This window comes from Flavobacterium sp. HNIBRBA15423 (assembly GCF_052655965.1).
Window position 1 is genome coordinate 4,207,372 of the sequence record NZ_CP199751.1, and the last position, 15,257, is coordinate 4,222,628.

A 15,257-nucleotide genomic window follows, 5' to 3' on the forward strand; every position below is an offset into this window, starting at 1 on the left:
TTACAAACCAATAAAATAGAATGGAAAACATAAAAGATTACGTTGAAAAAAATAAAGAGCGATTTATAAATGAATTAATAGAATTATTAAAAATTCCTTCGGTAAGTGCGGATAGTGCATATGCTTATGATGTAATTACCACAGCCGAAACTGTAAAGTCTAGTTTAGAAAAAGCTGGTTGTGATTTTGTAGAATTGTGTGAAACTCCAGGTTATCCAATTGTATATGGAGAAAAAATAATAGATAAAAGTCTACCAACTGTTTTGGTATATGGTCATTATGATGTACAACCAGCAGATCCAATAGATTTATGGACATCTCCACCTTTTGAACCAGTAATTAAAACTACAGATATTCATCCTGAAGGAGCTATTTTTGCTAGAGGTGCTTGTGATGATAAGGGACAAATGTATATGCATGTAAAAGCATTTGAATATATGATTGCCACAAATACATTGCCATGTAATGTAAAATTCATGATTGAAGGAGAGGAAGAAGTAGGATCGAAAAGTTTGAGTTGGTTTGTTGAGCGAAACCAAGAAAAGTTAGCTAATGATGTAATATTAATTTCTGACACAGGCATGATTTCAAATACTCAACCATCAATTACAACAGGTCTTCGTGGTTTGAGTTATGTTGAGGTTGAAGTTACAGGGCCAAATAGAGATTTGCACTCTGGCTTATATGGTGGAGCAGTTGCTAATCCAATAAATATATTAACTAAAATGATTGCTTCCCTTCATGATGAAAATAATCACATTACTATTCCTGGATTTTATGATAAAGTAGAGGAGTTATCAGATGTAGAAAGAGCGGAAATGGCAAAAGCACCATTTTCATTGGAAAACTATAAAAAAGCATTAGATATAGATGAAGTGTATGGTGAAACTGGTTACGTTACTAATGAAAGAAATTCTATTAGACCTACATTAGATGTTAATGGAATTTGGGGTGGTTATACAGGTGAAGGAGCAAAAACAGTTATAGCAAGTAAGGCGTATGCAAAAATTTCAATGCGTTTAGTGCCTAATCAAGATTGGGAAGAAATTACAGCATTATTTAAAAATCATTTTGAAAGTATTGCTCCACAATCGGTTAAAGTAGTAGTAAAGCCGCACCATGGTGGTCAAGGTTATGTAACACCTATAGATAGTATTGGTTATCGAGCAGCAAATAAAGCGTATAATGAAACTTTTGGAGTTCCTGCTATTCCTGTTCGTTCAGGAGGAAGTATTCCAATTGTTGCTTTGTTTGAGAAAGAATTAAAAAGTAAAACAATCCTAATGGGATTTGGCTTAGATAGTGATGCAATTCATTCTCCAAATGAACATTTTGGTATTTTTAATTATTTAAAAGGAATTGAAACAATACCATTGTTCTACAAGTATTTTAGTGAAATGAGTAAATAATAAAAAATGCCATTCATTTGAATGGCATTTTTTATATACTTTTATTAGTGTTACTCATTGCTTTTTCATTTTTATAATCAATCCACACTTGCCCTTTTCTTTTTCTCATAAAATTATCAAAATGACGCATTATCAAAACATTATAAACCGCTTTTATAAGATGTTTAGGTTTTTTAGGTAATGCTCTTAAACTCATAGAAAAACCAGGAGTAACATATTTCATATAATGCCAATATCCTTCTGGCATGTATAACATTTCACCATGTTTTAAATTACAAATGTAGCCTTTAGCCTTTTTTAAAGCAGGAAATTTTTCGAAATCTGGATTTTCAAAATCAATATCTTCTCTTGAAATTAAGGAATGAGGAATCTTGTATAAATAAGGGGTAGATTCTTGTGAAAATAAAATACATTGTTTTTTACCATGAAAATGAAAATGCAAAATATTAGAATAGTCAATATCAAAATGCATGAATACTTTTGAATTTTCTCCACCAAAAAAAAGCATTGGTAACTGTTTGATTAATTTTAACCCAATTTTAGGCCATCTAAAATCATTTTGAAGCAAAGGTACTTCTTTCATTAAATTGTATAGAAAAATGCGATAATTAGTGGGTTTAGATTGTAATAAATCAATATACTCACTCATTTTCATTTTTGCATGTGCTTGATTAAAACCATCTTTATAAGAAACTGGTCTGTCATCATATAAAGGCACAGTTTTATCACCCGCTAATGATTTGATATACTCAAGATCCCATTTAGAATAGGCTGGCCAGTCTTTAGTCATTTTTTCAATAACTACTGGTTTTTGTTTTTTTACATAGTTAGTATAAAAATCTTCTTTTGAGATGGTTTCTACACGTTCAATTTCTGTTAGATGTAATGAAGACATAAAAAAAGCTCTAAGTTTCCTTAGAGCAAATTTATCTAATTGTTATCAAATTTATTTAAAATTTATGAAAACTTTATTTTGCTTTTTGTGAAGCTTCAAGATTTCTGTCAATAGTATGACCAGGTCTTGACCATTTTGGTTTTTCTCCAAGTGTCTGATATTCTGAATTTTCAGCTTCAACTGTTTCAGGCTGCATTTTTTTGATAAATGGCTTTTGAGGAACAAGACCTAATAATTCAAACATTTTCATGTCTTCATTTACATCAGGATTTGGAGTAGTTAATAATTTGTCACCTGCAAAAATTGAATTGGCTCCAGCAAAAAAACACATTGCTTGACCTTCACGACTCATTTGTGTTCTTCCTGCTGAAAGTCTAACTTGAGTTTCAGGGATTACAATTCTTGTTGTTGCTACCATTCTTATCATGTCCCAAATTTCAATTGGTTTTTCATTTTCTAATGGAGTTCCTTCGACAGCTACTAATGCATTAATTGGTACAGATTCTGGTTGTGGGTTTAAAGAGGCCAAAGCTACTAACATTCCAGCTCTATCTTCTATACTTTCTCCCATTCCAATAATTCCACCACTACAAACTGTCACATTGGTTTTTCTAACATTATCAATTGTTTTTAAGCGATCTTCAAAACCACGTGTTGAAATAACTTCTTTATAGTATTCTTCTGACGAATCTAAGTTGTGATTATAAGCATATAAGCCTGCTTCTGCTAAACGTTTTGCTTGATTTTCGGTAATCATACCTAAGGTACAACAAACCTCCATATCCAATTTGTTGATGGTTCTTACCATTTCTAATACTTGGTCAAATTCTGGACCATCTTTTACATTTCTCCAAGCTGCTCCCATGCAAACTCTTGAAGAGCCAGAAGATTTAGCTCTTAAAGCTTGTGCTTTTACTTGGGACACACTCATTAAATCATTTCCTTCAATATTAGTGTGATAACGAGCTGCTTGTGGGCAATAACCGCAGTCTTCAGGGCAACCACCAGTCTTTATAGATAGGAGTGTTGAAACCTGTACTACGTTTGGATTGTGAAATTTTCTATGTGTTGTTGCTGCTTCAAATAATAAATCCATTAAGGGTTTATTGTAAAGCTCAATTATTTCTTGCTTAGTCCAATTATATCTAATCGTATTCATTAATTTTTTTTTAATGCTCAAAAATAGGGAATTACTTTTGAACATTAAAAAAATTATGAAATCAATTAGTATTTTGAATTTACGATTACATCTTTCCAATATTGCATTAAAGCAAAAGAGCCAATTAAACTTGATGCAATTCCTTCAAAAAATAAAACACTACAATATTTGATAATATTTGTTTTTCCAACAAAGAAAAAAGTATCTGAAAGTTTAGTTAAGTAAGATTCTCCACCTTTTATATATACAAAAAGAATTAGTCCAATTATTCCAAGAACTACACCAATAATACCTGTTTTAAATCCAGATATTAAATTATCTAAATAATCTGAATTTCCATGATTAAAATTAAATTGAATAGTTTTATTTATCCCATAAAGCACAATAAAAGCATTCAAAATTCTTAAATAATTTTTGTCTGCTAAGCCAAACAAATCCATTAATAGAAAGAATATTCCTATTCCTAAAAAAATGAGGAACCCATTTTTGATTTCAATTGAATTTTTCATAATTTGTTGATTTTTGTTATACATAAAGGTAATAAAAAAATCGTAATCAATTGGTAATCAAAATGTAAAAAATAGTTAATTGTTTATTAGTATCCATTCATTATGAAAGAAATAATTCCATTTTGCTTTTGCCATATCGTATTTTGGATCAATCAATATTTTGTAAGGTTTTCTATTTATTGAATTTGCACAATTTACATAAATAGAGATATTCTTGCCGTTGTATTCTTCTTTTATTTTCTGACAATATTGCCAAATAAAATCAGGTTTTGTGGGAAGTTGTCTAGCTTGTTTGGAAGTTAGATTTTTAGAGTAATCATAAATCATACTTTGTTTTGTATCGTTTTCAACTATTTCAAATGAAATATAACCACTCCTTTCTCTTAACATCATTCTCCAACTTAATCGATGTCCTTCTTCTGTCCATAAAACATCTCCTTTTATAAAATAATGTCTTAATGGTAAAATTAATTGTATAAATAAAAAAGGTGTAAATAAGAAATAAAGAATTTTTTTATTTTTAAAATTTAAAGAAGGAAATAAAGGTTTTGTTATCTTATTCCTAAAAAAGATTTTCCTAATTGTGTCAGGATTGTAAAAAAATAACGCAAAACTTAATGCAAAAAAAGGGAAAATACCTATTTGTAGTACTATTGCATTGAATAAGTGAAATAGTAATGAGGCTAATAATGCTAAAGTTCTAGTTTTTCGGTATAATAAAAATGGAATAATTAATAAATCATATAAAATTCCTGCATAGGCTATAAATAAATAAAACCATTTTTGAGCAAATAACTCTAAAAAAAAAGGTCTCGTAGTGGTTCCTTGTAGTAGGTTTTTTGTAAAAGTTCCATCTAACCAATCCGGATAAAGTTTGGCAACAAAAGCATAAAAATAGACTATGGTTATTTGGATAATGAAAATAAGATTAATCCAATATGGTATTTCAACAGACTCTTTAGTGTACCCAAATTTAACATCTAATGATTTATAGCGATTTGCAGGTAAAAAAATCATCATAAAACTGATTATAATCAATAAGTAATAATGATTATTATAAGAACTTTTTTGCATGAGATAAACTCCTGTCCATAAAAGGCAAAATAAAAACATGGAAAGGACATATCGAAAACCTATCATTATTGAGATTCCTAAAACTCCCATTAAGGCAAAATAGTAATACATTCCGTTTCCAGATAAGGGTTGAATCCATTCAAATCCAATGAAAGAAAATGTAAATTGTGGAGCAATCAGAACGTCTTTTATCCAACCAGAAATAATGGCACCAAAACTTTCACAAGCAATTAGAAATCCAAAAAAAATTCTAAAAACAGCTAAAGGAGCAATATCAATGGTTTTAAATAAAGTACTATTCATTAATAATTTTTTATTCTTGCAAGTGAAAAAATTTTATCTTTTTCAAGTTGTTTTTTTAATTCATCTAAAGAGGTATATTTTTCTTCGTCTCTAATTCGTTCTAAAAAACAAATTTTAATATTTTGATTGTAAATGGATTGATTAAAATCAAAAATATGTACTTCAATGCTTTGACTACTATCTGAAATTGTTGGATTAGTGCCAATATTCATCATACCAAAATAAGTAGATTTATTTATTTCAACAGAAACAATATAGACACCATTTTGTGGAATTAGTTTGTATTCTTCATCAATTTTTATATTTGCTGTTGGAAAATTTATGGTACGGCCTATTTTTTTGCCTTCAATTACTAATCCAGACAAAGTGTAATTATAGCCTAAAAAAGTATTAGCCGTTTCAATATCTCCTTCTAAAAGAGCATTCCTGATTTTGGTTGAACTAATTGCAATTTCATCTATTTCTTTTGCAGTAATTTGTTGTACATCAAAGTTATATTTTGTTCCAAACTCAATTAAATCATCAATAGTTGCAGTTCTATTTCTTCCAAAACGATGATCATATCCAATTATGATTGAACAAATGTTTAATTGGTCAACTAAAATAGTTTTCACAAAATCTTCAGCAGTTAGTCTAGAGAATTCTAAATCAAAAGGATGTATGATTAAATGATTAATTTCAAATTCAGAAATTAATTCTTTTTTTTCTTCAATAGTATTTAAAAGTTTAATGTCTAAATCTTGTTGTAATACCATTCTAGGATGCGGAAAAAAAGTCAGTAAGACACTTTCTGCATCTTTTTCAATTGCCAAATTATGCAATTTTTGAAGTACTTTTTTATGACCAATATGTACACCATCAAAAGTTCCTATTGTTACAATAGTTTTCTTTTTTGTAGTAAATGAAGAAATTGAATTAAAAATGTTCAATGTGAAAATATTTATAGCAAAAATAAGTATTTTAAATTCAGTTAAAAAAAGAGGATTGATAAAATTTTATCAATCCTCTTTTAAATTATTCTATTATTTTAAATTATTTAGTTTTTAATAAAACGTAAAGTTTTAGTAGCATTTTCAAAATTTAGTTTTAGAAAATAAATTCCGTTTGATAGTTCAGAAGTATTTATTTGTAAATCTGAACTAGTTGTTGTGTTTGAAGACTTAATAACTTGTCCTAGATTATTGTAAATTTCATAATTTGACGGTGATTCTAACTCATTAGGAATGTTAATGTTTAAAAATGAATTAGTAGGATTAGGGTATAAAGTTATTTTTTCAAGAGGGTTAAAAGTGTCTGAATTAAGTACATTATTTGAAAAAGAAAAAGATTCGCTTGAACCAAAATTATCTCCACCAGAACCAACAGTTACTGTGCCACTATTAGCTTTAATTGTCCAACTGCCTTCATCATTGTTAGGAACTCCTCCAGTTGTGCTTCCAGCCATCCCATCTCCATAAGAGTCATTGATTGTAAAAGTATAACATCCATTTGCTGGTAAATTCCATGTTTGATTAGTTACCAATGCTTGTGTTCCGGCAGAAGCTTGATTGGTATAAGGTCCTCCAGAATATAGTGTTGCACCAGACTGATTAGTTAATTGCCATGTTGTTTCAGATCCAAAAGGGTCTCCAACTAAGTCAAAGGTGAAAGCTGTGTAATCAAAATTACTAATACTGTTGTTGAAAACTTTTGATGCAGAATTGTTAGATGTTCTTTGGTCAGTTACGCCATTTGCTGCTGTGATTGAAACATTTAAAGTTCCATTAGAAGCAGTGTTTGGTAAAGTTATATATGCAAATTTATTTGGAGCCAATGAGCCTGTCCAATTGTTAACATAATTTGTTCCACCATCAATGTTGTAGTTTATAGATGCTGAAGTTAATGTTGACGTTCCTCTATTGTACAATGAAATTATTTTTGCAGGAGAAGAAGGGTTAGGATTTGAACATGTAGCTTCAGTAGTATTACAGATGTTTTCAATTTTCACTTCTGCATCATTTGCAAATAATGCAATTGCTAAATCTTTTGTAGATGTTCTTAAAGATAATCTTCTAGGAGAATTGTTGAAAACGGTTACCATTCTGTCTTTTTGATTTTGAGTATAAATGCTCATACAAGAATCATCAGAATAATCCATATAATTCTGGATTTGTCTAGTTCCAGAACATTGTGTAGGAGCTATACAGCCTCCAGTTCCAGTTCCGGCATAGTAATCTCCAGAACAATTAGGAGTGTCAGCACAGAAATCATCAACTGTACAATCACCATCTCCCCAAAGATGTCTTAATCCAACCCAATGACCAACTTCATGCGTCATTGTTCTTCCTTTGTCATATTGTGTGCCCTCATAATTGCCAGAAGGATAGATTGTTCTTGAGCCAAATGTACCATAATTTGAAACAACTCCATCTGTGTTGGCATCTCCTCCAGAAACATTTAATCCTCCTAGTCCAGATGAACTAGGAAATTGAGCATACCCTAATAAACCTAATGATCCAAAATTAACTGACCACATATTCAAATAATCCTCAGGATTCCAGATAGTTTGTGGTTTTACCTCTGTATTTACTAATGTTAAGGTCGCATTTGATGTTCCTGCATTCCAGTCAGTTCTACATAGGTTTATTCTATCTATTCCATTTGTTGGGTTTCCATTAGGATCTACTTTTGCTAAAGCAAATTGTATTTGTGTATCAACACCAATGCCAAAACCTGGAGTTCCAGCTAATCTTCTAAAATCTTGATTTAGTACAGTTATTTGTGATTCCACTTGTTCGTCACTAATATTTTCATTACTTCCATAAGCATCACCATTATGTATAACGTGAACAACTACTGGAATTGTTATAATTCCACCAGTTTCAGATCGATAGCTTTCAGAATTTTTGTATTTTTTAATTAAAGGGGCTATCCAATTTTCAAATTCTTGATCGTTTAATCTTTTAGAATCATTTTTTCTAAGTAATTCTTCATATTCTACTGAAGCACATCTTATATGCCCGCTTGGCGAGAGATTTCCGTTATTTAATTCTTTGCTAAAATGAGTAGAAGTTTTTCTAATTTGAGCATTTAAATTCAAGGACAAAAATGTTAAGCATAGTAAAGTTAATTTTTTCATTAATGAAATATTTTAAAGTTTTAAAGTTTCGCAATTTAATATTTTTTCATGATTTAATTTTATTGTTGAATATTTTAATTAAAAATGATAAAAGAGAATTATATATATATGTAATTTAAATTATTTTTTATGATTATATTTGTCATATATAAAACAAATTCCATAAAATTATGAAGAAATTATTACTAATAACAGTTTGTTTGTTTGTAGCAAATTTGTGTTTTTCACAGAAGGATGTCTTATGGCATAGAACATTTTCTGAAAATGTTAAAAAAAATAAGTATGTTGAAAGAGAGTCCTTTCCACAATCATTTGAATTAATGACTTTAGAAATATCAGTTTTAAAACAGTCTTTAAATGGTGTTTCAGATCGCTTTTCTAAGAATGCAAAAGGAATTATTATTAGTTTACCAAATTCAGAAGGAGATTTAGAGCGATTTGAAATTTATGAAGCTTCAAATTTTGATTCTGATTTACAAGCCCAATTTCCAGAGATTCGTTCTTATGCTGGTAATGGAGTAGATGATAAGCATGCTCGATTAAGAATGAGCATAGATCCAAGAGGCTTAAATGCTATGATTTCTAGAGCTGACAAGGGAAGTGAGTTTATTGAGCCTTACTCTAATGATGGTAAAGTACATGCTATTTATAAATCATCTAGAGTTAAAGGTAAGTTACCATTTACATGTTCAACAGTTGATGATGCGTTAGTTAATGATTTAACAAATAGAGCAAATTCCGTATCAAGGTCTAGTACTGGGCAATTGTTAAATTTTAGATTAGCAATGTCTGTAACACCTGAATATACTTCTTATCATGGAGGAACAAAACCATTAGCATTAGCAGCAATAAATACTACCTTAACTCGAGTAAATGGAGTTTTTGAAACGGATTTTGCTATTCATATGAATTTAGTTAATAATTTAACTATTATTTATGATGGTTCAGTAGCAGATCCATATGGGGCAACTGATGCGAATTATAATTCTGAATTACAGTCAACTTTAACCTCAGTTGTTGGAGAAGCTAATTATGATGTTGGTCATTTAATGGGAAGAGTTGGTAATAATGGTAATGCAGGATGTATAGGTTGTGTTTGTGTAAACGGACAAAAGGGTAGTGGTTATACAACAAGTACAGTGCCAGTTGGAGATAATTTTGATATTGATTTTGTGGCTCATGAGATTGGTCATCAATTTGGAGCAAACCATACCTTCACACATGGAAATGAAGGTTCTGGAGTAAATATGGAAGTAGGTTCAGGAGTAACAATTATGGGATACGCTGGAATTACTCCTTATGATACTCATTTGCATTCAATAGATGTTTTTCATGCTGCTAGCATTGCTCAAGTTCAAGCGAACATGGCTAGTAAATCTTGTCAAACTACAAGCGCAATTACTCATTCAGCTCCTGTTGTTAATGCAGGTGCAAATTACACTATACCAAGAAACACTCCTTTTGTATTAACAGGTTCAGCAACAGATGCTGGTGGAGCTTCTGGATTAACTTATACATGGGAACAATTTGATAATGCTACTGGCAATACAGGTGCAGCAAGTGCAGCTTCTGCAACTAAAGTATCAGGTCCTAATTGGGTAAATTATGTTGACACCTCTATTCCTGTAAGACATTTTCCAATTTTAACTTCTACAATTGGAAATAGTCAAACAACTAATGGATTAGATGTTGTTTCGGAAGCTTTAAGTTCAGTATCAAGAACATTGAATTTTAGATTAACAGCAAGAGATAATGTTGCTGGTCAAGGTCAAACTGGATTTGATGATACTGTAATAACTGTAAATGACGTAGCTGGGCCTTTTGTGGTTAATTCTCCAAATTCTGCAGTTTCATGGGTGGCAGGTACTAATCAGACTGTAACATGGAATGTGGCTGGAACAACAGCAAATAATATTAATGCAGGATATGTAGATATATATCTTTCTAATGATGGTGGGTTTACTTATCCTATATTGTTAGCTAGTAAAGTGCCAAATGATGGTTCTGAGATTATTACAGTTCCTAATAATGTAGGTACAACTAAAAGAATTATGGTTAAAGGTTATAATCATGTTTTTTATGATATATCTAACGCTAATTTCTCTATAACAGCTGCACCATCATCTTTTTCAGTTGCTTTTTCAGGGACACAGAATATATCAGATTGTACTTTAACGACAGCAAATTTTAATTTTGATTATGCTGCATTAAATGGTTTTAGTGGAACTACAACATTTGCTGTAACTGGAAATCCTGCTGGCTCAACAATAGTTTTTAGTCCTAGTTCTACATCTACTAATGGTGTTGTTACTTTAACAGTTGGTAATTTAGCTTCTGTTGCAGGTGGAGATTATCAAATATTAGTTAATGCTACTTCTGGAGCTGTCACTAAAACAGTGCCATTTTATCTGTCTATTGGTGTAAGTCCAGTTACATTGACAGTTCCTGCTAATAATGCAACAGCACAAAATACTTCTTTAAATTTAACTTGGGATCCTAACCCTAACGCTACATCTTATGATGTACAAGTTGCAATTGATAATACTTTTGCAACTATTGTAAGTTCTGGAAATGTAACTTCAAGTTCATATAATGTTTCTGGATTAAATCAAGGAACAGATTATTTTTGGAGAGTGTTGCCTAAAAATGCTACTTGTACAGGTATTTATGGAAGTGCATATAAATTTACAACAGGAACAATTTCATGTGCAAGTACATCCTCAACTAATGTTCCAGTTACTATTTCAGCATCTGGAACACCAACGATTACTTCATCATTGACTATCCCATCAGGAGGCTCTATAGCAGATGTGAATGTTACTATGAATATTACACATACTTGGATAAATGATTTGACAGCTACATTAACAAGTCCTTCTGGAACTGTCGTGCAATTGTTTTCTAGAGAATGTAATCCAAGTGCAAGTATAAATAATATTGTAGCTACATTTGATGATTCTGGTGTGGCTTTAGTATGTGGTAATAATCCAGGAATATCTGGTACTGTGTTGCCAGACGAAGTATTGTCAGCTTTTAATGGTGAAACTTCTACAGGAACTTGGATTTTAACAGTGTCTGACGCATTCAACCTAGATGGGGGTTCTTTAAATAGTTGGAGTTTAAATATTTGTACGGTTCAACCATTAGCAAATGAAGATTTTGATTTTGAAGAATTTGCATTATATCCTAATCCAAATAATGGTAGTTTTACGGTTAAATTTTTATCTAACTCATCAAATAACATAGGTGTTAATGTATATGACATTAGTGGAAGAGAAGTGTATAAAAAGTCATTTTCTAATACTGGAAACTTTAATGAAAATATAAATTTAGATAATGTTCAAACTGGAGTTTATTTAGTATCAATAATTGATGGAACTAAAAAAACAATGAAGAAAATAATTATCGAATAATTTTTAATAATATAGTAAAAATTAAAAAAGGAGCATTTTTAATGCTCCTTTTTTAATGTAATTGATTGACTGTTAATAAAATAAATAATGTATTGTTTTTTATTATTATATTTGTTTTCTAACTTATAACTAACAAATTATGAAAAAATTACTATTAAAGGCATTTTTATTACTGCTTTTTTGCAATGTACATGCTCAAAAAGAATTGTGGAAGAGTGTGTCGGATAAGCAATTGAATGCTTTTAAAAAGACAGACAGATCTTCAATGCCATTAGAATATCAGCTTTTTTCTTTAGACCTACAAGAATTAAAAACTAAATTAATTGGAGTGCCTAATGATTTAAGTGGACAATCTTCTACTGTAATTATCGCTTTTCCAAATGCTAATGGAGAAATGTCAAATTTTAAAATTTATGATTCTCCAGTAATGGAAGAAGGTTTAGCTATAAAATTTCCAAGTATAAAAACTTATTTAGGAAAAGGAATTGATGATTCTTCTGCTGTAATGAGATTTAGTATTACAGAATTTGGGTTGCATACTATGATATTGTCAGGAACAACAGGAACAACTTATATTGATACTTATACAACGGATTTAAAGAATTATATTGTTTATAATAGGTCAAGTTTAATAAGAACTAAAAGTTTTGAGTGTGATTTTGACGAGTTGAACCATGAAGCTTTTAAGCCATTAATTGATGAAAGTAATCTTTTATCAAGAACAAGTGATGGTAATTTTAGGGTCTATAGGTTAGCAATGGCTTGTACTGGAGAATATGCCCAGTTTCATGGAGGTACTGTTTCAGGTGCTTTAGCAGCTATTGTTGTTACAGTTAATAGGGTTAATGCAATTTATGAAAGAGATTTTTCAGCAAGATTAAATTTAGTTGCTAATAATAACTTATTAATCTATACAAATTCTGCAACAGATCCTTATACAAATAATGACGGTGGTACAATGTTAGGTCAAAATCAAACTAATGTTACAAATATCATTGGTTCTGCAAATTATGATATTGGACATGTAGTAAGTACTGGTGGTGGTGGAGTAGCAGGTTTAGGAGTTGTTTGTAATAATTCCCAAAAAGCAAGAGGTGTAACTGGTTCATCTGCCCCAGTTGGTGATCCATTTGATATTGATTATGTAGCTCATGAAGTAGGGCATCAATTTGGATGTAATCATACTTTTAATAACTCTTGTGGAGGAAATAGAAATTCATCTACAGCTGTGGAACCTGGAAGTGGAAGTACAATAATGGCTTATGCAGGAATATGTGCACCAAACGTACAAAACAATTCAGATGCGCATTTTAGTTTTATTAGTATAGCTGAAGCGAACACGAGAACGTTTTTTGGAACTTCTTGTGCAACAGTCACACCAAATGGAAATATAGCTCCAGTAGTTAATGCAGGATCAGATTATATAATTCCTAGAGGAACAGCTTTTATATTAAAAGGTTTAGCAACAGATGCAAATGGAGATGCTTTGACTTATTGTTGGGAACAAACGGATTCTGAAATATCTACTCAATCTCCATCACAAACATCAACTTCAGGGCCAAATTTTAGATCAAATTTACCAGTAACATCGCCAGATAGATATATGCCAAGAATTCAAGATGTTATTAATAATAATTTAGCTCCAACATGGGAAGTTGTTCCTAATGTTGCTCGAACTATGAATTTTGCGTTAACTGTTAGAGATAATAGAGCTCCAAATGGCGGACAAACTGGAATAGATAATACAGTGATTACAACTTCTACTGTAGGTCCTTTCTTAGTCAATTCTCCAAATACTGCAGTTTCATGGGTAGCAGGTACCAATCAAACTGTGACTTGGACAGTTGCAGGAACAGATTCAAATGGTATAAATGCATCTTATGTTGATGTTTTACTTTCTACAGATGGAGGATTTACTTATCCTATATTGTTAGCTAGTAAAGTGCCAAATGATGGTTCTGAGATTGTTACTGCTCCAAACAACTTAGGTTCTCAAAATAGAGTTATGGTAAGAGGTTATAATCATATTTTTTATGATATATCTAATACTAATTTCTCTATAACTGCTCCTCCTTCATCTTTTTCAGTTGCTTTTTCAGGAGTTGAGGGGACTCAAAACACCTCAATTTGTTCAGGAAATACAGTTGATTTTGTAATAAATTATTCAGCTTTAGGTGGGTTTAGTTCAAGCACTTCTTTTACTGCTACAGGTAATCCTTCTGGCTCAACTGTAAGTTTTAATCCTAGCTCTATTAGTACAACAGGAACGGTTACTTTGACTTTAGGAAATTTAGCTTCTGTTGCAGATGGAGATTATCAAATATTAGTTAATGCTACTTCTGGAGCTGTTACTAAAACGGTTCCTTTTTACTTGTCTATTGGTATTAACCCTGTAATTTTGACTGTTCCTGCTAATAATGCAATGGCACAAAATACTTCTTTAAATTTAACGTGGAATCCTAATCCTAATGCAACATCTTATGATGTACAAGTTGCAACAGATAATACTTTTACAACTATTGTAAGTTCTGGAAATGTAACTTCAAATTCATATAGTGTCTCAGGATTGAATCAAGGAACAGATTATTTCTGGAGAGTATTGCCTAAAAATGCTACTTGTACAGGTGTTTATGGAAACGCATATAAATTTACAACAGGAACAATTTCATGTGCAAGTACATCTTCAACTAATGTTCCAGTTGCGATTTCAGCATCTGGAACACCAACAATTACTTCATCATTAACTATTCCATCGGGAGGTTCAATATCAGATGTGAATGTTACTATGAATATTACACATACTTATATTAGTGATTTGACAGCAAGATTAACAAGCCCTTCAGGCACACAAGTTGTTTTATTTAGTGATGTATGTGGGTCTGCGGATAATGTAAATGCTACTTTTGATGATTCTGGTTCTGCTTTGGTTTGTGGTAGTAATCCAGCAGTAACTGGAACTATATTACCAAATCAATTATTATCTGCTTTTAATGGAGAAACTTCTACAGGGACTTGGGTTTTAACAATATCTGACGCCTTCAACCAAGATGGTGGTTCTTTAAATAGTTGGAGTTTAAATATTTGTACAGTTCAGCCATTAGCAAATGAGGATTTTGATTTTGAAGAATTTGCATTGTATCCTAATCCTAATAATGGTAGTTTTATGGTTAAGTTTTTATCTAATTCATCAAATGACATAGGTATTAATGTATATGACATTAGTGGAAGAGAAGTGTATAAAAAGTCATTTTCTAACACTGGAAACTTTAGTCAAAATATAAACTTAAATAATGTTCAAACTGGAGTTTATTTAGTTTCAATAATTGATGGAACTAAAAAAACAATGAAGAAAATAATTATTGAATAAATAATTATTA

Annotated in this window: 9 protein-coding genes; 3 read left to right on the plus strand and 6 right to left on the minus strand. The window is 30.8% G+C overall.

The features are described 5' to 3' along the window. Positions 1-20 precede the first annotated feature (20 nt). Positions 21-1,409 carry a dipeptidase gene (locus tag ACULEV_RS18720; RefSeq protein ID WP_445456576.1) on the plus strand — a complete coding sequence of 463 codons (1,389 nt, stop codon included), beginning with the start codon at positions 21-23 and terminating at the stop codon, positions 1,407-1,409. A gap of 31 nt (positions 1,410-1,440) precedes the next feature. On the opposite strand, the gene ACULEV_RS18725 is transcribed toward ACULEV_RS18720, so the two are convergent. The 6 genes from ACULEV_RS18725 to ACULEV_RS18750 all read right to left on the minus strand — a co-directional run bounded on the left by ACULEV_RS18725 (position 1,441) and on the right by ACULEV_RS18750 (position 8,467). Next, a complete protein-coding gene (locus tag ACULEV_RS18725; protein ID WP_445456577.1) occupies positions 1,441-2,304 on the minus strand; it encodes a cupin-like domain-containing protein in 864 nt (287 codons plus the stop codon). Positions 2,305-2,377: 73 nt separating this feature from the next. Next, positions 2,378-3,463 carry a biotin synthase BioB gene (gene bioB / locus ACULEV_RS18730; protein ID WP_445456578.1) on the minus strand — a complete coding sequence of 362 codons (1,086 nt, stop codon included), beginning with the start codon at positions 3,461-3,463 and terminating at the stop codon, positions 2,378-2,380. A 65-nt stretch (positions 3,464-3,528) separates the two neighbouring features. Further along, positions 3,529-3,972, minus strand: a complete 444-nt coding sequence (locus ACULEV_RS18735) for a hypothetical protein (protein ID WP_445456579.1) — start codon at positions 3,970-3,972, stop codon at positions 3,529-3,531. A gap of 75 nt (positions 3,973-4,047) precedes the next feature. Then, positions 4,048-5,349, minus strand: coding sequence for an HTTM domain-containing protein (locus tag ACULEV_RS18740; protein WP_445456580.1), 1,302 nt, complete (start codon positions 5,347-5,349; stop codon positions 4,048-4,050). Beyond that, entirely contained in the window at positions 5,349-6,278 is a 930-nt protein-coding gene (locus ACULEV_RS18745) for a bifunctional riboflavin kinase/FAD synthetase (RefSeq protein ID WP_445456581.1), read from the minus strand. The genes ACULEV_RS18740 and ACULEV_RS18745 overlap by 1 nt, the downstream gene beginning before the upstream one ends. 107 nt (positions 6,279-6,385) lie before the next feature. Further along, positions 6,386-8,467, minus strand: a complete 2,082-nt coding sequence (locus tag ACULEV_RS18750) for a T9SS type A sorting domain-containing protein (protein ID WP_445456582.1) — start codon at positions 8,465-8,467, stop codon at positions 6,386-6,388. Between the two features lie 170 nt (positions 8,468-8,637). On the opposite strand from ACULEV_RS18750, the gene ACULEV_RS18755 reads away from it, so the two are divergent. Together ACULEV_RS18755 and ACULEV_RS18760 are read left to right on the plus strand one after the other, a co-directional pair. Further along, complete coding sequence (locus ACULEV_RS18755) at positions 8,638-11,880, plus strand: zinc-dependent metalloprotease (RefSeq protein WP_445456583.1); 3,243 nt, start codon at positions 8,638-8,640, stop codon at positions 11,878-11,880. Between the two features lie 139 nt (positions 11,881-12,019). Further along, a complete protein-coding gene (locus ACULEV_RS18760; protein ID WP_445456584.1) occupies positions 12,020-15,247 on the plus strand; it encodes a zinc-dependent metalloprotease in 3,228 nt (1,075 codons plus the stop codon). The last annotated feature ends 10 nt before the right edge of the window (positions 15,248-15,257 follow it).